Below are 19,899 nucleotides of genomic sequence, written 5' to 3' on the forward strand. Positions count from 1 at the left end.
TTACCCGCGCGTGGGGGATGATTTTCAGTATCAGAATGTGAGTCCAAACTGCATGTTGGCGCTGTTTTCGCTCATTTTATCGCTCATCAGGCCCTGGTAGCCCAGCAACAGCGTCGCATTCTGCCTAATCGCCAACGTGACGCCCGCCCGCACTAACAGCGCATCGCGATCGTCAGTGGCAGAGTGGACGGTATAAGCATCGCCGCCTTGCACAAAACTCAGCCGCATTTGATTACGATCCGGCGTCAGGCGTCGCTGATAGCCCGCATCGGCATAAAGCCGAACAGGTGAGAGTGAAGACCAGCACGCCTCACCGCGTAAGCCCAGCGTTGAGTATCCGGCCCCGCTGCCCTGACGTTCCCAGCGCAGCGCAGCAGCGCTACCGTGTTCCTGACCGCCCGCGAGATCGAGCCAGGCATACGAGAGGTTGCCATAAGGCTCGACGCTTAAGCTGTCATTGAACGCAAACCGATGGCTCCCTTCTGCAAATCCCTGAAAAAGGTGCGCATGATAATCTGCCTGCGCGCGGCTCGTGAGTCCGGGCACCTGAATGTCTCGCTCGCTGCCCATATCCAGATAGCTGTAGACCAGACCGGATCGCCATGCGATGCCGCTATAGCCCGTTCCCCAATAGCTGCCAACGTGATAGGCCGTCATATCGTTACTGGCGGCACGCGCATCGGTTTTGATCTTGCTTTTCTCTGCGCCGACAACGACACCCAGCGTGCTGCTTTCGCCGACAGGGCTACCGTTACCGATTAAAAAGCCATAGCCGCTGTGGTTAACGCGTGAGGATTCAGTGGTCTCATCGAACTGCCCCTTGTTCGCCCACGTACTCAGCCAAAGCGATTGTGCATTTTCATCGTGCAGCGCGCTGTTGATCTCGTCTCGCACGTACCGGCTACGCTGGAGCAATGCGGCACGCGAGGCGGCGTAAATCTCGCCATCGAGGTTATCAAAGGCAGCCCGTGCGGTCGCTTCACTGCGGCTGTTCGCGATAGCAGAGAAAACCGGCCCACTATTCTGGCTCTCGATCGCCTGCGCAACGGCGCGTTGATTAAGGCTGGTAGCAACGTCATTAAAGGCGCGATTATTGCGTACCACATCCAGATAAGCCTGCTTGTTGCCATAGCTCAGCGTATCTTGCAGGAAAGGCTGGGTTGAGTTGGACGTTAAACCATCAAAGCTGCCGCTCAGGGTGCCACCGACATTCAAGAGGGTAAACCGATCGCCCAATGACTGCGAAGGCGCATCCAGCACCACGGTGCCCGCCAGGGTCGCATCCCGTGTAACATTCAGGCCATCGGCGTTGCCCTGCTCATCAATCTCATAGTGATAAAGACTGCCGGGCTGAAACACCACATTGCCGACCGTTAATGTGCCAACGGATGCGCCGGGTGAAAGCGTGGAGCCATTCTCAAGCGTGACGGTGCCTGCGATGTTGCCGTGCCCGCCCAGCGTCGCCGTAGATTGCACCCAGACATCCCCCGCCAGACTGCCGCTCCCCTGCGCCACTCTGCCCACCACGACGCTGCCGCCTTCGACAATGGTCGGCCCGAGATAGGTGTTATTGCCCGTCAGATAAAGCGCCCCTGCGCCCTGCTTACGCAAGCCAACATCCAACTGATACAGAGGACTGCTGCTGGTCGTATTTTTCACCTGTGCAATGTCATTGCTCCAGGTGCTGGAATATCCTTGTGTATCAACCCCGTAGATCGCGTAGTTACCGTTAAACGTTCCACTACTGAGATCGCTATTGCTTAGCCTCTGGGCATTCAATGCGCCCGGCCCCTGCACCGCTTTGTACGCATTAACCATCCCCTGACCAAACAGCGACTGGTAATCCTCCGTCGTAAGCACATTGATATTTTGCGCGCTGGCGCGAGCACGAATCGCGCTGCGCACCTGTTCATCCGTAAGATTATCGAAGAACGCATCCTCTCTGACCCGCGCCAGAAAGACGGTCATTTCCTCATCGCTAAACGTAACGGCATTGCCCGTCGCGTAAACATTGAGGTCACTACTGAGATAGTTTTGATGGTCATCGTAATTCTTGTGGATGAGCAACACCGCACGCGGGGTGTTACTCCTCGTGAGCGGCGTCGCCGTAGACAAAAGAATATCAGCGAGCTGCTTACCGTTCAGATACGGAAACGCCTCAGACGCCAGCGCGGCAACGCCCGAAACATAGGGCGTCGAAAATGACGTGCCGCTGAATTTTTCAGTGGTGTTCGCATCTCTGGTAGAAACAATATTCACGCCCGGCGCAAGCAGCGTATAAGACGACGCTCCAAATCCCAGATTGCTGAATGATGCAATAAACGCCGCGCTGGAAGGACGTTGAGAAGGGTCGTAAGCCACAACACTTAGCCAGTTATTGGCAATCGTATTGTCAATGCCGTAGGCATCTAATAGCGTTGGCAACCCAGCATTAATCGACGGCGTCAGATGGCCTTCGTTCCCGGCAGCAAACACCGTTAACTGGCCCTGTTTTGCCATCTCCGTACCAATCATCAGATTGTTATTGATGATACCGTCCAACAATTCAATCTGACGATCGGCGCTGAACGTCTGCACCGTGTCGTTAAATATGCTGTATCCCCAGCTATTATTAACGATCTTGATATCTGGACGGTCGAGCACGTTAAGCTGGGCGTTAACCAATGTATTCGATGAAAAAGTGGTTCCTAACGGCAGTAGCGTCGCCTGATAGGCGACGCCGTGAATGCCGCTATCGTTTTTCGCCGCACCAATGACGCCCGCAACCGCGTAGCCATGAGATGTCCCATTCCATGGCGATGAGATCCACCCCGCGCCCGAATCCACCCGTCCGGCAAATTCATCACCGCTCAGTTCGCCGGTAGCATCAATGACCGCAACGCCAACGCCTTTCCCCGAGAAACCTAGACTGTAGGCTTCTGCCGCGTTGATCGAATCCAGTGCGGCACCGTTACGCTCATACTCCGCCGTGCGAAAATTATCCGCGCCCCATAATGTTACAGGACAAAACAGCAGTAACCCCATCGCAAGCACGCGGTAACGAGCACCATCACGACCACCGTTCATACCGGCATACCGCGACGTCGACGTGATATATATTTCATTGTTTTTACATGAAGTACTTTTAAAGAAATGGTTGTTAAAAGGATTATTTTTGAAAGGAGGGATTTTCCACATCGAGAGCATTAACGACACCCTGTTCGAACATAAATGTGATTGTCACTCTATGTTACTAGTACAAATAGTCATAACGCATGAAGGTAACAATCAATGAATTTCATGAGGCATTCGGTTACAGGTAAAGCGGTCAGACCGAAAAGGAAAATACGGGGAAGGGGTGAGGAAAAGGACGATCAAAAAACGGGCCTCAGCCCGTTTCCTTAAGCGACGCCAGTTTACTTCAGCGTCTGCAACAGACTCTTGCGCTGGTTTTCCAGCGATGTGACGCGGCTACATACGTCATTGCCGAAGCGCTGGAACTCCAGCTCCTGATTGTTCCACTCGGCCTGAATCGCTTTCTGCAAACCACCGAGGTTGCCCATCATCGCCTGTAGCGGGTTGCCGCCGCTGGACATCTGTTTCACGCCCATTTCGTTCAGGCTGTCCTGCAAGACGCCGCCCATGCTTTGCTGCACAAGTTGCTTGCCATCTTGCTCAACTTGCTTAATCGCCTGATGGTGAAACGTCAGGCCATCGGTGCGGTGTTCGATAATTCGGTTCATCTGCTGCTTGAGCTGTTTATCCAGCGTAGTCAGACGATTGCGCACATTGCTGTCGCTGCCAAGCTCCTGCACGATGACGTTATCCAGCGCGACTCGCGCTTTTTCAAGATGCTGCTGCGCGCCCTGATCGATCCACGGCAGCTGCTGGCGTAAATCTGCCTGATAGGCTTTGGCCTTCTGGCGCTGTTCGGCATTCAGAGTCAGCGGCGTACCGTTACGGACGATATCGCCCTGCGGAGAGAGTTGTAAATTGCCGCTGGCACCCACGACCTGTACGTGTTGCGGACTGATAATGATGTCGTCCTGCGGATTCACGTTGCACTGGTAGGCCGCCTGCGCTTGCCAGGACAGCAACATCAATAAACCCAAGGTTATTTTACGCGACATATTTTCTCCTGAAGAAAACAACGGCAGTAGCGGGAGAGCGGTAATCCGCCCGTTGAGGAGGCGGATAACGCCTGAGCCAGAATCAGCTCAGGCATGCCTTGATAAGACCAAGGATTACAGCAGGTGTTCTGGCAGATCCCACCAGATATCGAACAGGTTGCTGACTTTCACGTCCGTCAGTTTCTGCTCTTCCAACCAGCGGCTAACCAGTTGGCGATGCTCTTCGGTGCAGTGACCAATTTTTTGCAGACAGATCAGACCTTCCCAGAGCAAATAACCGCTGCCTTCAAATGCCAGTCCTTGTGGTTCAATGACGTCGTCAACGAACTTATCCATCAGTTGATCGATATCTTCTACGCTAGTGCCTTCTGGAAAGCGGAAGCTGACAGAAAAACCTAATTCCTGAAACTCATCGATATGAAGCTTTTTACGTAAACGACGGCTACGAGCTTGTGCCATTTTATTTTATCCTCTCAAACATCAGATCCCACACGCCATGCCCCAAACGCTGGCCACGTGCTTCAAATTTCGTCAGCGGACGGGACTCCGGCCGCTCAACGTACTCATTATTATTGGAAAGATTACGGTACTCGGTGACAGAGGTCATCACTTCGAGCATATGTTGCGCATAAGGTTCCCAGTCTGTTGCCATATGGAACACGCCGCCGGCTTTCAGCTTACTCCGTACCAGTTGGACAAAAGGTACCTGGACGATACGGCGTTTATTATGGCGGGCTTTATGCCACGGGTCTGGGAAGAAGAGTTGAACCATAGACAGCGAGCCATCCGGGATCATATTCATCAGCACTTCGACCGCATCGTGACACATCACGCGCAGATTGCTGATTCCCGCCTCCTGTGCGGCAGCGAGACAGGCTCCCACGCCCGGCAGGTGAACTTCGATACCGAGGAAATTCTGCTCAGGATGCTGTGCCGCCATCGTCACCAGCGAGGCGCCCATCCCAAACCCAATTTCCAGCACTACCGGCGCGTCACGACCAAATAGCGCGTTAAAATCGACCAGCTCGGTCTGATATTCCACGCCCATCACCGGCCAGTAGTTATCCAGCGCCAGCTGTTGCCCGTTCGTCAAACGCCCCTGACGGCGGACAAAACTGCGGATACGACGCATCGGGCGCCCATTTTCATCAAATTCCGGTGAAATGACGTTGTTAATCATAAAGAGTGCTTACTTGCTGTCCGATTTCATTAAGGAAACGCGCATTATGCAAGGATACCGTGGTTTAGCAAGCCCACTGCCTCGGAAAGTTCCGGTTTACAGCACATTCACTCTGTGCTGGAATCGCTGTCAAACTTTTTATCTGTCGGATAGTGACCCCATTTTATGATGCAAGCGCAACAGTTCGCCCATCAGGTGCTGGACTGGTATCAACGCTATGGCCGCAAAACCCTGCCGTGGCAGCTTGAGAAAACTCCCTATAAAGTATGGCTATCCGAAGTGATGTTGCAACAAACGCAGGTCACCACGGTTATTCCCTATTTCCAACGCTTTATGGAACGCTTTCCGAACGTAAACGCACTGGCGGCAGCGCCGCTGGACGAAGTGCTCCACCTGTGGACCGGGCTGGGCTACTACGCCCGCGCACGTAACTTGCACAAAGCGGCACAGACCATCGTGTCACGTCACGGCGGCGAGTTCCCCACCACCTTTGATGAAGTCGCTGCATTACCAGGCGTCGGACGTTCCACTGCCGGCGCGGTGTTGTCGCTCGCTCTCGGCCAGCATTACCCCATTCTCGACGGTAACGTGAAGCGCGTGCTGGCACGCTGCTACGCCGTTGACGGCTGGCCGAGCAAGAAAGAGGTCGAAAAGAAACTGTGGGCACGGAGTGAAGACGTCACGCCAGCCGAGGGCGTCAGCCAGTTTAATCAGGCGATGATGGATCTCGGTGCGATGGTCTGTACCCGCAGCCGTCCCAAGTGCGAGCTGTGCCCGCTGAACACCGGCTGCATTGCCTACGCCAACAATAGCTGGGCGCAATACCCCGGCAAGAAACCGAAGCAGACGCTGCCGGAGAAAACCGGCTGGTTCCTGCTGATGCAACAGGGTTCTCAGGTCTGGCTGCAACAGCGCCCTGCCGTCGGCCTGTGGGGCGGGCTATTTTGCTTCCCACAGTTCAGCGAACGTCGGGAATTGGAACTCTGGCTGCAACAACGCGGTCTGAATCCTGATGGATTGCAACAGCTTGTCGCGTTTCGCCATACATTTAGCCATTTTCATCTGGATATCGTCCCGCTTTGGCTGGACGTATCGCAGACCGACCGCTCACAAAACCGGTCCTGCATGGATGACGATGCAGGTCTCTGGTATAACTTAGCGCAGCCGCCGTCTGTCGGACTGGCCGCCCCGGTAGAACGCTTGCTGAGGGAGTTGGCTCACCCGCAGTCAACACATTTGAAAGCCTGCGAAATTGATGAGGAAGAAGCATGAGCAGAACGATTTTTTGTACTTTTTTACAACGCGACGCCGAAGGGCAGGATTTCCAGCTCTATCCCGGCGATCTGGGCAAGCGCATCTATAACGAAATTTCCAAAGAAGCCTGGGCGCAGTGGCAAACCAAACAAACCATGCTAATCAACGAGAAAAAACTCAGCATGATGAACGTTGACGACCGTAAGCTGCTGGAACAGGAAATGATCAAATTCCTGTTTGAAGGGAAGGACGTACACATCGAAGGCTATACGCCTCCGAGCCACTGAGATTGCGGGCTTTCGGGCCCGCTTACGTCCCCATTCCGACACGGCTTGTTATATGAAGAAAATGTTAGCTCTGCTGGTGATTGCACCACTGCTGGTTTCCTGTTCAGGAAACAAAGGGAATGCCAACGACGAAGAGTTTCTCAAGGATACCAACGCCTTCGATATTTTGATGGGCCAGTTCGCCAACAACATCGAAAATATCTGGGGGATGAATGAAGTACTGATCGCCGGCCCGAAAGACTACGTCAAATACACCGACCAATATAAGACGCGTAGCCACATCAACTTTGATGCCGGTTCAATCACGATCGAAACCATTTCGGCAACCAATTCCGTTGCCAGCCTGCGCCAGGCGATTATCACGACCCTGCTGATGGGCGATGACGCCAGTAACACCGATCTGTATTCCGACGCTAACGATATTCAAATCAGCCGCGAACCGCTGCTGTACGGACAGGTACTGGATAACACCGGACAGCCGATCCGCTGGGAAGGCCGTGCCGCCAGCTTTGCAGATTACCTGCTCCAGAACCGTCTGCAAAAACGCACCTCCGGCATGCACGTTATCTGGTCGGTCACGATGCAGCTTGTCCCTAACCATCTGGATAAGCGTGCGCACAAATACCTGCCGCTGGTGCGGAAAGCCTCCGAGCGTTACGGCATTGAAGAGTCGTTGATTCTGGCGATTATGCAGACAGAATCGAGCTTCAACCCTTACGCCGTCAGCCGTTCCGATGCGCTGGGCCTGATGCAGGTGGTACAGCACAGCGCAGGACGCGACGTCTTCAAGATGAAAGGGAAATGGGGACAGCCAAGCCGCAGCTATCTGTTCGATCCAGAACAAAACATCGACGCGGGTACCGCCTATCTGTCGATTCTGAAGAACAGCTATCTGGCCGGCATTGAGAACCCGACGTCGAAACGCTATGCCGTCATCACCGCGTATAACGGTGGCGCAGGCAGCGTGTTGCGCGTCTTCTCCAGCGATCGCGATCGCGCCGTGGGCATTATCAACAACATGTCACCGAGCGATGTCTACCAAACGCTGACGACGAAGCACCCGTCTGGTGAATCACGTCGCTATCTGTACAAAGTGAACACGGCACAGAAAAATTACCGCCGCTAATTCACGCGCACCACAGAACGCCGCGCTACCGGGTTTACTCCGGCAGCGCGGTTTCATCAGACCAGATATCTACAATAACGTTGTTGATAAACACAATGACCGCGATTCCTTTACCGTTTATTACCGCACTTCTGCTGGTTATTTTGTTTTTTCGCATCCAGTTTCTGGCTATTCACAACCCTTCTCATAACAAGAACACCAAAAAACGCAGTGCAACGGCAGAAGCGGTACTCATCGGCGTAAGCTGTCTTGCCCTGACGCTGGTGGCGTTACGCTGGGGCAGTCATGTTGCCTTACCCGCGTTTATTCAACCCGCGATTGCCGCATTAATTCCGCCGCTGCTATGGCTGTGCCTTTTCACCTACGGTGACAAGGCATCTGAGGACATAACCCGCAGACGCCGACGCTCTCTCTGGCATCTGTTACCGCCTTTACTCATCCTTGGCGCAGGCGCCATCCAGAACAGAATAACCGTTCCGCTCATCGATCTGATGCTGGTGAGTATTTACTTCGGTTATGGGGCCGCGCTGATTGACAGCGCTCGCCGTCTGCAAACGTCATCACCCAGATGGAAAAGCGCGCCGTTTATCGCCGGGCTGTATCTGCTTATCTCCGGCGCTATCGACACCGTCATTGCTCTGGATATCGCGTTCTACAGCGGAAATAGCGCGGCGACCATCATCACCGCATTCCACATCATCATGCTGGCGATATTGACCCTGCTGATCGTCACATACCGCACATCCCCGCAGGCAGGGCTTGTCGTTCCGCCTGACCAGAAGCCTGAAGCCGTACCCGCCACAGAAGACGAACATCAACTCGCGAAAGCGTTAGATGATTTCATCCGCACTCACGCGCTGTACACCGATCCGGGCATGACGCTTCAGCGCCTGAGCAGACGCATGGGCATACCGCTCCGACGCCTGTCCGAAACCATCAACCGCGTTCACGGTCGTAATTTCTCGCAGGTGATGAACGAATATCGCATCGAGGAGGCTAAGCGCCTCCTCAGCCAAACGGATGATCGAATCACAGATATCATGCTGGCCAGCGGGTTTCAGACTAAATCAAACTTCAACCGCGAATTTTTGCGGCTAACGGGGGTAAGTCCGAGCGTCTGGCGTAGTCAGTACCCACTTCAGGAACAGACTACGGCTTCCGCCACGCCGCCTGAAGAAAATCGCTGACATCCTTCCCAACTTCCTGATGGATCTGCTCACGGGAACGCTCACCGCCGTCGAGACAAATCATGCCGTCGCCTGGGCTCTCGGCATTGATGATTTCAACAGCCCCCGGTTTACAAAGCTGCATAAAACTAAAATGCGTTGCGTCGGCAATTTCTTTATACGCTGAATGCGCTGGCGACAGCTTCTGCGCCAGATCGTGGGATTCCAGCTTGGCAGGCAGCTCGTCATTGGGATACCCCGCTGCCATAATCAGGACGGGAATGTTTATTGCCGCCAGACTCTCTGCGGTAAACCCTCGCGCCAACCCCATATCCAGCGAGACCACCGCGCTGATGCGTGGATCTGCAAGTGACTTATCAAGCTGCGCACGCGATGCGGCGCTTTTTGCAACCTGCATCTTTTCATAGGCTTTGCAGGACGCCAGCCCGACGTGCGCCAGACAATCTTTCTCAAATTGCTCCGTACTGAAACGCCCACCAGCCAGCGCCAGCACCGTCCATCCCCCCAGCGAGTGACCCACAGCGGCAATGCGCTTCGCATCAACCTGCCCCGTCTTCTCTGGCGTAGTGAGTAATGCCGTAATGACGCGGCTGATATCATGAGGCCGTTGCCACAGTGCCTGAGCGTTCTCAGGGCGCATGTCTTTCGTCGTGGTTCCAGGATGATTGGGCACGGCGACAATATAGCCTTGTTTAACCAACGCCTGCGCCAGCCACAGTTGATTAAACCAACTCCCGCCATAGCCGTGTGAAACCACAATCAAAGGGTGTTCACCGGACTCAGGCACGGCATTTTTACTCACGGCGATGCCGGGAAAAGCAATATTTTCACCCATGGTCGTCGTCTGCGATGATGACGAAACCGGATAAAAGACGGCGACGTCCAACGGCCTGTTAGTGGCCTCATCCGCTAACGTTATTGGTTGAAACCCAATGCCCGTGTTTGCCATAACGGCAAAGCTGAGTAGTAAGTTCGTAAGTAGTCCTATCGTGATACGCCATGTCATACCTATTTCTCCGAAGTTTCTGCACTGTGAAAAATAGCATTTATAACAATGACTTTCTGACCAATGCGACCTAAAACGCTATTTAGTACCTCTGTTTAATACACAAAAAACTACGGCCAGCATGTGCTGGCCGCATTCCCTGATATTGGCGCAAAATTTACCCGCCTTCTTTCCTGCTTTAGGAAGTCCGTTGGGTATAGAACCAAAAAAGTCTGTTAACGCTTAATTTTTTTGAATTGCTGTGTAGTAGCCGTTAATGCAGTTTCTGTCGGCAGGCGCTCCATAGAGCTGGCACCGTAAAAGCCATCGCACTGCGGGCAGTGATCCATAATGAACTGTGCGTCCTGCGGTGTTGAAATCGGCCCGCCGTGGCACAGTACAATCACATCCTTACGGATGGATTTCGCTTCATCCGCCCAGTGATTAATCAATGGAACGCAATCCGCCAGATTAAGCGCGGTTTCCGCGCCAATGTTGCCGCCGGTGGTTAACCCCATGTGTGGCACAATAATATCCGCCCCCGCTTTCGTCATCGCGACGGCATCTGCCGCACTGAACACGTAAGGCGTGGTCAGCATGTCTTTTTCATGCGCCAGACGAATCATGTCCACTTCCAGCGCATATCCCATGCCAGTTTCTTCCAGATTGGCGCGGAAATTACCGTCAATCAGCCCAACGGTTGGGAAGTTCTGCACGCCAGAAAAACCCAGCGCTTTCAGGTCATCCAGAAACTTATCAAACTGACAGAAAGGATCGGTCCCGTTTACGCCCGCCAACACTGGCGTGTGCTTCACAACCGGCAGCACCTCTTTCGCCATATCCACGACAATCTCGTTCGCGTTGCCGTAAGCCAACAGGCCAGCCAGCGAACCTCGTCCTGCCATGCGATAGCGCCCGGAGTTGTAGATCACGATCAGATCGATACCGCCCGCTTCTTCACATTTCGCGGAAAGGCCTGTTCCTGCACCACCGCCGATAATCGGTTCGCGGCGCGCGATCATTTCGCGGAATTTTGCCAGCAATTCCTGACGATTCATGCCTGACTTCATACTTTTTCCCTTCTTATTTCACTAATTCCCGAAACGCATCGACAGCGGCATGGGCAAATAAAGGATCGTTAATATGGAAAGGCAGACGAATAATCTGTCGTCTTGCCGTTTGCTGCACGACGCTCTCCAGCGTGCTGATAAACGCGTCACGTGCTTCCGGGTGCCAGAATGCTTGATCCGGTGCATCCAGCGCGGAGAAGCCGCCTTCCGGAATCAGGAAGCGCACCTCGCCTTCACAGCGGTTCAGCTTCTCCCCTATCCAGCGCGCCATCGCGATATTTTCGTCTATCGTGGTCCGCATCAGGGTGACCTGCGCGTTGTGGTTGTAGAACAGGCGATGCGCGTATTTCTCCGGCACGCTGGCGGGAGAACCAAAATTCACCATGTCCAGCGCGCCGCAGGACGCCACATAAGGCACCTGCGTCTTGGCTATCGCATCAAACCGTTCCGGCCCGCAGGCCAGCACGCCATCAAACAGTAAATCGCACACCTCAGTTGTGGTGAGATCGAGCACGCCTGTAAGCAAATGGCTGTCCACCAGCTTTTCCATCGCTTTCCCACCACTGCCCGTCGCGTGAAAGACCAGACAGTCAAACTCCGCTTCCAGCAATGCACTGGCTTCCTGAATGCACGGCGTCGTGACACCAAACATGGTCAGGCCAATCGCGGGCTTATCGTCATGATGCTCCTGAATATGAAACTTCACGGCGCCGGCGATCTGGTGCGCGGCGTTACCAAGAACCTGACGAGAAATGCGGTTCAGGCCCGCCACATCGGTAACGGAATACATCATGCTGATATCGCTGGCACCGATGTAACCGGAGATATCGCCGGAGGCCATCGTCGAGACCATCAGCTTCGGCATACCAATCGGTAACGCCTGCATCGCAGGCGTAATCAGCGCGGTTCCGCCGGAGCCGCCGAGCCCCAGTACCCCGGCAATATCATCGCGGGACAGCATGAAGTGCTCAAACGCAACGGCCATGGCGCTAATCGCCTGCCCTCTGTCATGGCAAAACACCGCCGATGCGCCCTGCGGATGGTAAGAAGCCACCGTTGCGGCGCTGATATCTGTCACCTCTGACCCCCGTGTCTCTGCTGACGGCGGTGTCGTTGACAGATCGACCGTGACGGTTTTTAAGCCCGTAGCGGCAATCAGATCGCGGACGTAAATCTGTTCTTTTCCTTTAGTATCAGCGGTACTTGCAATATAAACGCTGCCAACTTCACTTCCCACTTGGTATCCCTCCCACCGTTAGCGAAACAATTAACAGATTGATATAAATGACAATTAAAAGAAAACAAAAACAGATAAGATTAATTTGTCGCCATATTGAGACTTGAGTATCAGAAAGACAAACCATTAAATACCCAAATGAGACAAAAGTCTCAAAATGTTATGTATGGCATTACATTAACAGTAAGAAAGCTTGACGTGGCACAAGAATCACTCAATTTGCTATAGTTCAGGCGACACGCCGTGCTGCCCGATAGCGTCCGGCCCGAAAATTCAATGAGGTCTATGTGATTGAACGGGATGAAAAACTGACATCAACGCGGGCGAAAACCCGTCGTTTACTAATTGATACTGCCATGAATATGTTCGATCAAGGCATATTCCCTTCCATTACGGATGTTGCCGCTGCGGCTCAGCTTTCACGCGCGACGGCCTACCGCTATTTTCCGACGCAAAGTGCGTTAGTCTCCGCCGTTGTCGGTGAAAGCCTCGGCCCGATTCTGGCATGGCACCCGACACAGCCGGATGCCAGCGAACGCGTTGCCGAACTGCTGCGCTTTGCCTATCCAAGGATGTTGGAACATGAAGGTGCGCTGCGTGCGGCGTTACATCTTTCACTTCAACAATGGGCCGATCGCCGTTCTAACCGCCTGCATACGGATACACTGACGCGTGGCAATCGTAAACGCTTGCTCAAAATAGCCACAGAACCGCTGGAAGGAAAAATTACGCCGGAAGCACAACAGCGGGTGATTTATGCCTTATCGCTTATTTATGGTTCGGAGGTTTTCCTGGTGCTGAAAGATATCTGGCACCTGGAAGAAGACGGCATTCAGGATGTCACGCAGTGGGTCGCCAAAGCCATTTTACGGCAGGCGGAAGAAGACGCCGCGCAGGCAGCTTCACAGAAAACCTAACGAACACATTTATGCTGCGTCCCGCCCTGTCACCGGATACGCAGCAACGGAAGAACACACGTTGCCAAGGGAACACATGATGCTGAAAGGTAAACGCGCGATTGTCACCGGTGGTGGCCGCGATTTTGGACAAGCGGTATCCGTCTGGCTGGCTCGCGAAGGGGTGAAGGTCGATCTTTGCGCCCGCAAATTGGCCGATGCACAGGCCAGCGTCGACATCATTCATCAGGAAGGCGGCACAGCGCGTGCGTATCAGTGCGATATTGCCAATCCTGATTCGGTCAGAGATTTTTCCGCACAGCTGCTGGAAGACAGCGCGCCCGTCGACATTCTGGTACTCAGCGCCGCCCAATGGCTGGAAGGCGCATTGGGGGAGGAAGACACCGATATGGATATCGTCAGCACCATCAACTCCGGCCTGACTGGCTCTATCCTGCTCACCAAAGCGCTATTGCCAAGCTTACGCCGTTCGCAAGGTGCCGACATTCTGGCGATGGTTTCCGTCTGCGGCATCCCGCAGTTCCACGACTCTATCGCCCACCCCGCCTTCTTCGCCGCCAAACACGGCATGAGCGGTTTTAGCCAGAATCTGGCGCATCATGTCGCGCAGGAAAATATCCGCGTGACAGGATTTTATCCGCCAGACTTTGAGGTCACTGGCTTGGATGACTATCCGGCTAGTGGGGAAAAAATGGGCGAACATCTGCTGAACGCCCGCTCGATATGGGAAACCATGCGTTTCGTGCTCATCCAACCGCGCAGTTGCCATATCAACGCTATCCATTTTCAGGGGCCGACGCGCGCAGATGTAGGCGCGTAAACTGTCGCTTTTTTGCTTTTCCCGTCCCGGATTTGATCGCCTAACCGGGGCGGTATATTTCCCGTCTAATACCCCGCGCCCCACACCATCACGCTCTGACACACTTTCCCACTATCCATTTTTTGCCACAGCACACAGGAAAAGGTAGCATCGCTGCCGTTGTTTTCTGCCATGCGGCGGACAGGAATGTCCGACATAAAAAAATGTCACAGGCGAAAACATAACCAATTGAATTCGAAATAATAATAGCGAACGCATCGCCAAGAGATGCGTGATAGACAGGAAAGCACGGACATCAATGACACAACATTCCTCCCCTCATGGCGAGCGTCATGCCGCCGAGCAGCGTCTCCACGAAAAGGGTTATCACCAAAGTCTCGGCAATCGCCATGTGCAGATGATCGCCATTGGCGGCTCCATCGGCACCGGGCTGTTCCTTGGCGCAGGTGCGCGTCTGCAAATGGCAGGGCCAGCGCTGGCTCTGGTCTATCTGGTTTGCGGCATTTTCTCTTTTTTCATCCTGCGCGCGCTGGGTGAACTGATCGTGCATCGCCCCACCAGCGGCAGCTTCGTATCATACTCACGTGAGTTTCTGGGTGAAAAGGCCTCCTATGTGGCAGGCTGGATGTACTTCCTCAACTGGGCGATGACCGGGATTGTCGACATCACCGCTGTCGCGCTCTACATGCACTACTGGGGCACGTTTGCCGATGTCCCACAGTGGCTGTTCGCGCTGAGTGCACTGTCCATCGTCACGCTGATGAACCTGATTGGTGTGAAGTGGTTTGCCGAAATGGAATTCTGGTTTGCGCTGATTAAGGTCGCAGCCATCGCCATTTTTCTGGTGGTCGGCACGGTTTATCTCGGCACGGGCAGCCCGCTGGATGGCAACACGCCCGGCCTGCACCTGATTACCGATAACGGCGGCCTATTCCCACACGGCATTCTGCCCGCGCTGGTGCTGGTTCAAGGGGTGATATTTGCCTTTGCCGGTATCGAGATCATCGGCACCACGGCAGGCGAATGTAAGAACCCAGAGCAGGTGTTGCCGAAAGCGGTCAATAGCGTCATCTGGCGTATCGGCCTGTTCTACGTTGGCTCCGTCGCGCTGTTGGTCTGCCTGCTGCCGTGGAACGCCTATCAGGCAGGACAAAGCCCGTTTGTGACCTTCTTCAGCAAGCTGGGCGTGCCCTATATCGGCACGATCATGAATATCGTGGTGCTGTCCGCCGCGCTGTCCAGCCTGAATTCCGGCCTGTACTCAACGGGCCGCATTCTGCGCTCGCTGTCGTTGGGTGGATCGGCTCCCGCTTTCCTGTCGAAAATGAGCAACCAGTCCGTACCCTATACCGGTATTTTAGTCACGGTCGGCATCCACATTATCGGCGTGGTGCTGAACTACGTGGTGCCGTCGCAGGTATTCGAGATCGTCCTGAATATCGCCTCGCTCGGCATTATCTGTTCCTGGGCATTCATCATTCTGTGTCAGATGCAGCTGCGCAAAGCGATTCGTCAGGGGAAAGCCAAGCCGGTGGCGTTCAAAATGCCCGGTGCGCCTGTGACATCATGGCTGACGCTGGCTTTTCTGGTGAGCGTATTGGGACTGATGGCGTTTGATTACCCGAACGGCACCTGGACGGTTGCGACAATTCCGGTACTGGCGATCATGCTGATTATCGGCTGGCGCGGGCTGAAAAAGCAGCGTGAAGCCGTGAAGCTCGCCGACCCGCAGGAATCCAGCCTGCGTTAAGGTTAAGATAGAAAAAACTCAGGCTCGTTTCCGAGCCTGAGTGTCTTAGCTTACCGCTATCCGTAATTACTGTTCTACTACGTAACCGTACAGACGCTTGCTGCCATCTTCTTCCGCGACGCTGTAAACACCCTGCAATTCCGGCGAGAAGCCCGGCAGCAGATTAATGCCCGCTTCCAGCGCCAGAAAATAGCGCTGTACCGCCCCGCCCCAGGTTTCCCCCGGCACGACACACAGTACGCCCGGCGGATACGGCAATGCGCCTTCCGCTGCGATACGTCCTTCTGCTTCATCGATAGGAATCAGCTCGATACTCCCGCGCACAAATTCCCTGTTGGCATCCTGTGGCAACATCACCACGGACGGAAACTCGGTTTTGCGGAACATCGCTTTTTGCAGATCTTTCACGTTGTGCTGAGCGTAAAAATCATGCATTTCCTGACACAGCCGACGCAGCCGGTAACCGCGATAACGCTCTTTGTATTTTTGATACAGGCTAGGCAGCACTTCGCTCAGCGGTGCATCACGGGCGATCAGCGTTTCGAAATGCACCAGCGCATTCACCAGCTCCTGCATTTTTGCAGCGTCTTCCGCTGGCGTCAGCAGGAACAGGATCGAGTTCATGTCGCATTTTTCAGGGATGATGCCGTGCTCGCGCAGGTAGTTGGCCAGGATCGTCGCCGGAATACCAAATTCGGTATAATCGCCGCTGATCGCATCAATACCCGGCGTCGTCAGCAGTAACTTGCAAGGATCGATAAAATACTGATCCTCCGCATACCCTTCGAACGCATGCCATTTCTCGCCCGGCTCAAAGTTGAAGAAGCGCACGTCCTGCGCGATGGTTTCCGTATCGTGATCCTGCCAAAGCGCGCCACCTACTGTCACAGGCACGAACGGTTTGATGAGCGAACAACGCGTCAGCAGCTGCTTACGCGCCTCAATACCCAGCTTCACGCAGTCCATCCACATACGACGCCCGCTTGCCCCTTCATGCATTTTGGCATTGACGTCTAGCGCGGCGAACAGCGGGTAAAACGGACTGGTCGAGGCGTGTAGCATAAAGGCGTTATTCAGCTGCTTATGGTTGCAGAAACGGCGCTGGCCTTTGATGTGAGTATCTTTCTTGTGGATCTGCGAGGTCTGGGAGAAGCCGGCCTGCTGCTTATGTACCGACTGCGTCACGAAAATCCCCGGATCGTTCTCATTCAGATCCAGCAACAGCGGCGAGCACTGCTCCATCATCGGGATAAACTGCTCATAGCCGACCCAGGCGGAGTCAAACAGAATGTAGTCGCACAGGTGCCCGATACTATCGACGACCTGACGCGCGTTATAAATCGTGCCGTCATAGGTGCCAAGCTGGATGACGGCCAGACGGAACGGGCGCGGCTCGTTGGCGCGTTCCGGCGCAACTTCCGCGATCAGCTTGCGCAGATAGGCTTCATCAAAACAATGCGCATCCACGCCGCCGATAAAGCCGAACGGGTTACGCACGGTTTCCAGATAAACTGGCGTCGCACCCGCCTGAATCAGCGCGCCGTGATGGTTGGATTTATGGTTGTTGCGGTCAAACAACACCAGATCGCCGCGCGCCAGCAGCGCGTTCGTCACCACTTTGTTCGCCGAGGAGGTACCGTTCAACACGAAATAGGTTTTATCGGCATTAAACACGCGCGCAGCGTGCTTCTGCGCCTTCTTCGCCGCCCCTTCGTGGATCAGCAAATCGCCCAGTTTGACGTCCGCGTTACAGATGTCCGAACGAAACACGTTCTCACCGTAAAACTCAAAAAACTGACGCCCCGCCGGGTGCTTGCGGAAGAACTGACCGCCCTGATGCCCTGGGCAGGCAAACGTCGTGTTTTTCATGTTGACGTATTTGGTCAACGTATCGAAAAACGGTGGCAACAGCGTATCCTGATAGGCTTTCGCCGCTCGCTCCAGCACGTTGGCGTGCTCGCCGTCGTCATCAAGAACCAGCCATTCGCTGCCCGCAGGCAGAACATCCAGCTCTTTATCTTCATCAGGCTCTTCGACAAACGCCGGAATGCTAAAACCGGTGTGCTGCAATATCGACAGAATGCCGCTACGGGCTTCCTCAATAGAAACCACGACCGCCGCCACATCCGTGAAGTCGGTCTGACTCAACGCGACAATCTCGCGCGTTGTGATTAAACGGGTGGCAACCGCTGCATTCGCCGCAATTTTTAACTGTTTCATGTAACCAAACCCAAACGGTTAAAGGTAAGTGTACGTGCCTGGAAGACACCGTTCAGGGATAACAATCCCGACCAATCACAATGCCAATCAATAACGACAAGCGTATGATCCCTACAGGTAAACTGTAGGCTAAGAATGGAAAAACTGGAGCCAGCACCATCCGATAGACATCAGTAAAAGCAGAGCCGTACTCTATTTTTACTCATGCCTAACAGCGAGCGAACGAACGCCTCACCGCATGGTGAAGGAGGATAATCGACGGGGAGAAAAGTAAACCGCGCAGCGGTGATAAGAAGAAACGCACAGCGACGTCATCAACGAACTGGCGCGAGCGTTTTGCACCATGAGCAATGAATCTGACATATCGGCGATCCTCTTTTAGCTATACGCTAACTACGCTTAAAGGGGCGTTCAGGTGAACGGGACGTTAAAAACCGCGCAATATTGGCATTATTCTTCATCAAATTCAACAATCCAGCCCGCACTCAACACGGTAAAAAGTGCAACGAAACATGCCACGCGAATCAGGAAGAAACGTTACCACGCTAAGCGTGCTGAAAGGATCGCCAGAAACTGGCTAGCAAATAATACAATTGCCTGAAAATAGCGCAGGCGCTCCGCTTTGTGACAGAAACCCATTGACGCCACGTGGCCAATACGGTTTAATGCGCCCCGTTGCCCGGATAGCTCAGTCGGTAGAGCAGAGGATTGAAAATCCTCGTGTCCTTGGTTCGATTCCGAGTCCGGGCACCACTAATTCTTAACCCTCGCCTTTGGCGGGGGTTTTTCGTTTCTGGCGCGTGGACTCTTCATCGAACTGCGTTCGATTATTCGCCGCAAGCGGCTCACCCTTTCAGGGCCAGCGCGACAAGCGCGCTGTTCAACGCCTCCGGCGTTTGTCCGAGTCCGGGCACCATTAATTTAAAGAAACCAGCCTAACGGCTGGTTTTTTGCTTTTGGGGATTGGGTTCTGAACGGGGTTCGGTTCTCTACGAGCGTGCTATCCCTCCGCCCCTATGATTCGGGCTCATACTTTGCCGTTTACTTTCTCTAGACCCTGCCAGCATTATTGCTAAGATCCCCGCAAAATATAAAGCTCTTGGTTAAAGAGGAACACGGCCATGAAACGCCGGATTAGCATTGCCGTGGACAAAAACGATAATCAGATTCCCAATGCTACCGGGATACCTATTTCTGGTCTGGTGAATAACGTCATAGGCAAAGAAGTCCGCCGTATCAAAACTGAAGAGTGGAAGAAGGAAAATCACGAAGGGATGGAAAACGTCGCCCAATTTATCGCACAGAATGGTTCCTTTGCGGATGAAAATAGGAACTAGTGATCGTGTAAACGATCCAGCCATTACAAAATGTTTGTCGGTATGCAACGTGATATTGTCGAGACACCAAAGCGCGATGCTGATGAATTTTTCGTCAGAAAAATCCTCCTTCGTGGGGACGTCCTCATATAGCTAGTGAAGACATTACTAACATCGCATTGTGTTAATCAATGGGAAGGAGGTTAGCCCAGGTGATGGGTCATTTTAACGTTCAGGGCTACCTCGAAGTTGACCTTTTTGAGCAAGTGGCGAACGGGATGAATCATCAGGGTTCTGAGATTTTTTGGTCAGTGCGTCAGTTAGAGCCTGCAACCGCTTTTAGTGCGTAAATTAGCCTTCATTTGATGTTGAATTGAATGTATCAAAATCAGGCAATTACACAAATCTATATGCAGGCTTCGCACTACCGTTCGCAATGAT

17 protein-coding genes and 1 tRNA gene are annotated in these 19,899 nt (G+C 53.7%); 9 read left to right on the plus strand and 9 right to left on the minus strand.

Annotation, left to right across the window (positions count from 1 at the left end; all coding sequences use genetic code 11):
• Positions 1-30: 30 nt before the first annotated feature.
• From MYB54_RS17055 to trmB, 4 genes are all read right to left on the minus strand, one after another.
• Positions 31-3,066 (minus strand): autotransporter domain-containing protein, encoded by a 3,036-nt coding sequence (locus MYB54_RS17055; protein WP_248721096.1) that lies wholly within the window; start codon positions 3,064-3,066, stop codon positions 31-33.
• A gap of 329 nt (positions 3,067-3,395) precedes the next feature.
• Complete coding sequence (locus MYB54_RS17060; protein ID WP_010282855.1) at positions 3,396-4,109, minus strand: YggN family protein; 714 nt, start codon at positions 4,107-4,109, stop codon at positions 3,396-3,398.
• Positions 4,110-4,223: 114 nt separating this feature from the next.
• The gene (locus MYB54_RS17065; RefSeq protein ID WP_014914389.1) at positions 4,224-4,568 is read right to left on the minus strand and encodes a YggL family protein; all 345 of its coding nucleotides are present in this window, start codon (positions 4,566-4,568) and stop codon (positions 4,224-4,226) included.
• Position 4,569: 1 nt separating this feature from the next.
• Positions 4,570-5,289, minus strand: a complete 720-nt coding sequence (gene trmB / locus MYB54_RS17070; RefSeq protein ID WP_039525049.1) for a tRNA (guanosine(46)-N7)-methyltransferase TrmB — start codon at positions 5,287-5,289, stop codon at positions 4,570-4,572.
• Positions 5,290-5,454: 165 nt separating this feature from the next.
• Here trmB and mutY point away from each other — a divergent pair, with 165 nt between their 5' ends.
• From mutY to MYB54_RS17090, 4 genes are all read left to right on the plus strand, one after another.
• Positions 5,455-6,561 carry an A/G-specific adenine glycosylase gene (mutY, locus tag MYB54_RS17075; RefSeq protein ID WP_119871515.1) on the plus strand — a complete coding sequence of 369 codons (1,107 nt, stop codon included), beginning with the start codon at positions 5,455-5,457 and terminating at the stop codon, positions 6,559-6,561.
• The gene (locus MYB54_RS17080) at positions 6,558-6,830 is read left to right on the plus strand and encodes an oxidative damage protection protein (protein WP_005975842.1); all 273 of its coding nucleotides are present in this window, start codon (positions 6,558-6,560) and stop codon (positions 6,828-6,830) included. Before mutY ends, MYB54_RS17080 begins: the two co-directional genes overlap by 4 nt.
• A 52-nt stretch (positions 6,831-6,882) precedes the next feature.
• Complete coding sequence (gene mltC, locus MYB54_RS17085; protein ID WP_010282844.1) at positions 6,883-7,956, plus strand: membrane-bound lytic murein transglycosylase MltC; 1,074 nt, start codon at positions 6,883-6,885, stop codon at positions 7,954-7,956.
• Positions 7,957-8,051: 95 nt separating this feature from the next.
• Positions 8,052-9,143 carry a helix-turn-helix domain-containing protein gene (locus MYB54_RS17090; RefSeq protein WP_014914383.1) on the plus strand — a complete coding sequence of 364 codons (1,092 nt, stop codon included), beginning with the start codon at positions 8,052-8,054 and terminating at the stop codon, positions 9,141-9,143.
• Here MYB54_RS17090 and MYB54_RS17095 read toward each other — a convergent pair.
• From MYB54_RS17095 to MYB54_RS17105, 3 genes are all read right to left on the minus strand, one after another.
• Positions 9,106-10,149: an alpha/beta hydrolase family protein gene (locus tag MYB54_RS17095; RefSeq protein WP_040038137.1), complete on the minus strand. Its 1,044-nt coding sequence runs from the start codon at positions 10,147-10,149 to the stop codon at positions 9,106-9,108. The two genes, MYB54_RS17090 and MYB54_RS17095, sit on opposite strands and share 38 nt — an antisense overlap.
• Positions 10,150-10,364: 215 nt before the next feature.
• Complete coding sequence (locus tag MYB54_RS17100; RefSeq protein ID WP_014914381.1) at positions 10,365-11,198, minus strand: phosphoenolpyruvate hydrolase family protein; 834 nt, start codon at positions 11,196-11,198, stop codon at positions 10,365-10,367.
• 13 nt (positions 11,199-11,211) lie between these two features.
• Positions 11,212-12,435 carry a Tm-1-like ATP-binding domain-containing protein gene (locus MYB54_RS17105; RefSeq protein WP_014914380.1) on the minus strand — a complete coding sequence of 408 codons (1,224 nt, stop codon included), beginning with the start codon at positions 12,433-12,435 and terminating at the stop codon, positions 11,212-11,214.
• 287 nt (positions 12,436-12,722) lie between these two features.
• Between MYB54_RS17105 and MYB54_RS17110 the strand changes: the two genes are divergently transcribed.
• Positions 12,723-13,352, plus strand: coding sequence for a TetR/AcrR family transcriptional regulator (locus MYB54_RS17110; protein ID WP_010282824.1), 630 nt, complete (start codon positions 12,723-12,725; stop codon positions 13,350-13,352).
• Positions 13,353-13,431: 79 nt separating this feature from the next.
• Complete coding sequence (locus MYB54_RS17115; protein ID WP_014914379.1) at positions 13,432-14,172, plus strand: SDR family oxidoreductase; 741 nt, start codon at positions 13,432-13,434, stop codon at positions 14,170-14,172.
• 65 nt (positions 14,173-14,237) lie between these two features.
• On the opposite strand, the gene MYB54_RS21960 is transcribed toward MYB54_RS17115, so the two are convergent.
• On the minus strand, positions 14,238-14,369 hold the full coding sequence (locus tag MYB54_RS21960) for a hypothetical protein (protein ID WP_256468920.1): 132 nt from the start codon (positions 14,367-14,369) through the stop codon (positions 14,238-14,240).
• Positions 14,370-14,470: 101 nt separating this feature from the next.
• On the opposite strand from MYB54_RS21960, the gene ansP reads away from it, so the two are divergent.
• Entirely contained in the window at positions 14,471-15,922 is a 1,452-nt protein-coding gene (ansP, locus tag MYB54_RS17120; RefSeq protein WP_014914378.1) for an L-asparagine permease, read from the plus strand.
• A gap of 66 nt (positions 15,923-15,988) precedes the next feature.
• Here the strand turns inward: ansP and MYB54_RS17125 are convergent, their stop codons facing one another.
• Entirely contained in the window at positions 15,989-18,142 is a 2,154-nt protein-coding gene (locus MYB54_RS17125) for an ornithine decarboxylase (RefSeq protein ID WP_119871509.1), read from the minus strand.
• 677 nt (positions 18,143-18,819) lie between these two features.
• On the opposite strand from MYB54_RS17125, the gene MYB54_RS17130 reads away from it, so the two are divergent.
• Together MYB54_RS17130 and ccdA are read left to right on the plus strand one after the other, a co-directional pair.
• Positions 18,820-18,895 (plus strand) — tRNA-Phe (locus MYB54_RS17130).
• A 368-nt stretch (positions 18,896-19,263) separates the two neighbouring features.
• Positions 19,264-19,479 (plus strand): type II toxin-antitoxin system antitoxin CcdA, encoded by a 216-nt coding sequence (ccdA, locus tag MYB54_RS17135; RefSeq protein WP_248721097.1) that lies wholly within the window; start codon positions 19,264-19,266, stop codon positions 19,477-19,479.
• The last annotated feature ends 420 nt before the right edge of the window (positions 19,480-19,899 follow it).

The sequence above is a fragment of the Pectobacterium nicotianae genome, from assembly GCF_023272715.1.
GTDB classification, from domain to species: domain Bacteria; phylum Pseudomonadota; class Gammaproteobacteria; order Enterobacterales; family Enterobacteriaceae; genus Pectobacterium; species Pectobacterium brasiliense.

Coding starts and splice junctions, on each gene's coding strand:
- ccdA (WP_248721097.1), top strand. CDS start 19,264: ATGAAACGCCGGATTAGCATTGCCGTGGACAAAAACGATAATCAGATT.
- ansP (WP_014914378.1), top strand. CDS start 14,471: ATGACACAACATTCCTCCCCTCATGGCGAGCGTCATGCCGCCGAGCAG.
- MYB54_RS17125 (WP_119871509.1), bottom strand. CDS start 18,142: ATGAAACAGTTAAAAATTGCGGCGAATGCAGCGGTTGCCACCCGTTTA.
- MYB54_RS17060 (WP_010282855.1), bottom strand. CDS start 4,109: ATGTCGCGTAAAATAACCTTGGGTTTATTGATGTTGCTGTCCTGGCAA.
- mutY (WP_119871515.1), top strand. CDS start 5,455: ATGATGCAAGCGCAACAGTTCGCCCATCAGGTGCTGGACTGGTATCAA.
- MYB54_RS17090 (WP_014914383.1), top strand. CDS start 8,052: ATGACCGCGATTCCTTTACCGTTTATTACCGCACTTCTGCTGGTTATT.
- trmB (WP_039525049.1), bottom strand. CDS start 5,289: ATGATTAACAACGTCATTTCACCGGAATTTGATGAAAATGGGCGCCCG.
- MYB54_RS17065 (WP_014914389.1), bottom strand. CDS start 4,568: ATGGCACAAGCTCGTAGCCGTCGTTTACGTAAAAAGCTTCATATCGAT.
- MYB54_RS17055 (WP_248721096.1), bottom strand. CDS start 3,066: ATGAACGGTGGTCGTGATGGTGCTCGTTACCGCGTGCTTGCGATGGGG.
- MYB54_RS17095 (WP_040038137.1), bottom strand. CDS start 10,149: ATGACATGGCGTATCACGATAGGACTACTTACGAACTTACTACTCAGC.
- MYB54_RS17100 (WP_014914381.1), bottom strand. CDS start 11,198: ATGAAGTCAGGCATGAATCGTCAGGAATTGCTGGCAAAATTCCGCGAA.
- MYB54_RS21960 (WP_256468920.1), bottom strand. CDS start 14,369: ATGTCGGACATTCCTGTCCGCCGCATGGCAGAAAACAACGGCAGCGAT.
- MYB54_RS17080 (WP_005975842.1), top strand. CDS start 6,558: ATGAGCAGAACGATTTTTTGTACTTTTTTACAACGCGACGCCGAAGGG.
- mltC (WP_010282844.1), top strand. CDS start 6,883: ATGAAGAAAATGTTAGCTCTGCTGGTGATTGCACCACTGCTGGTTTCC.
- MYB54_RS17115 (WP_014914379.1), top strand. CDS start 13,432: ATGCTGAAAGGTAAACGCGCGATTGTCACCGGTGGTGGCCGCGATTTT.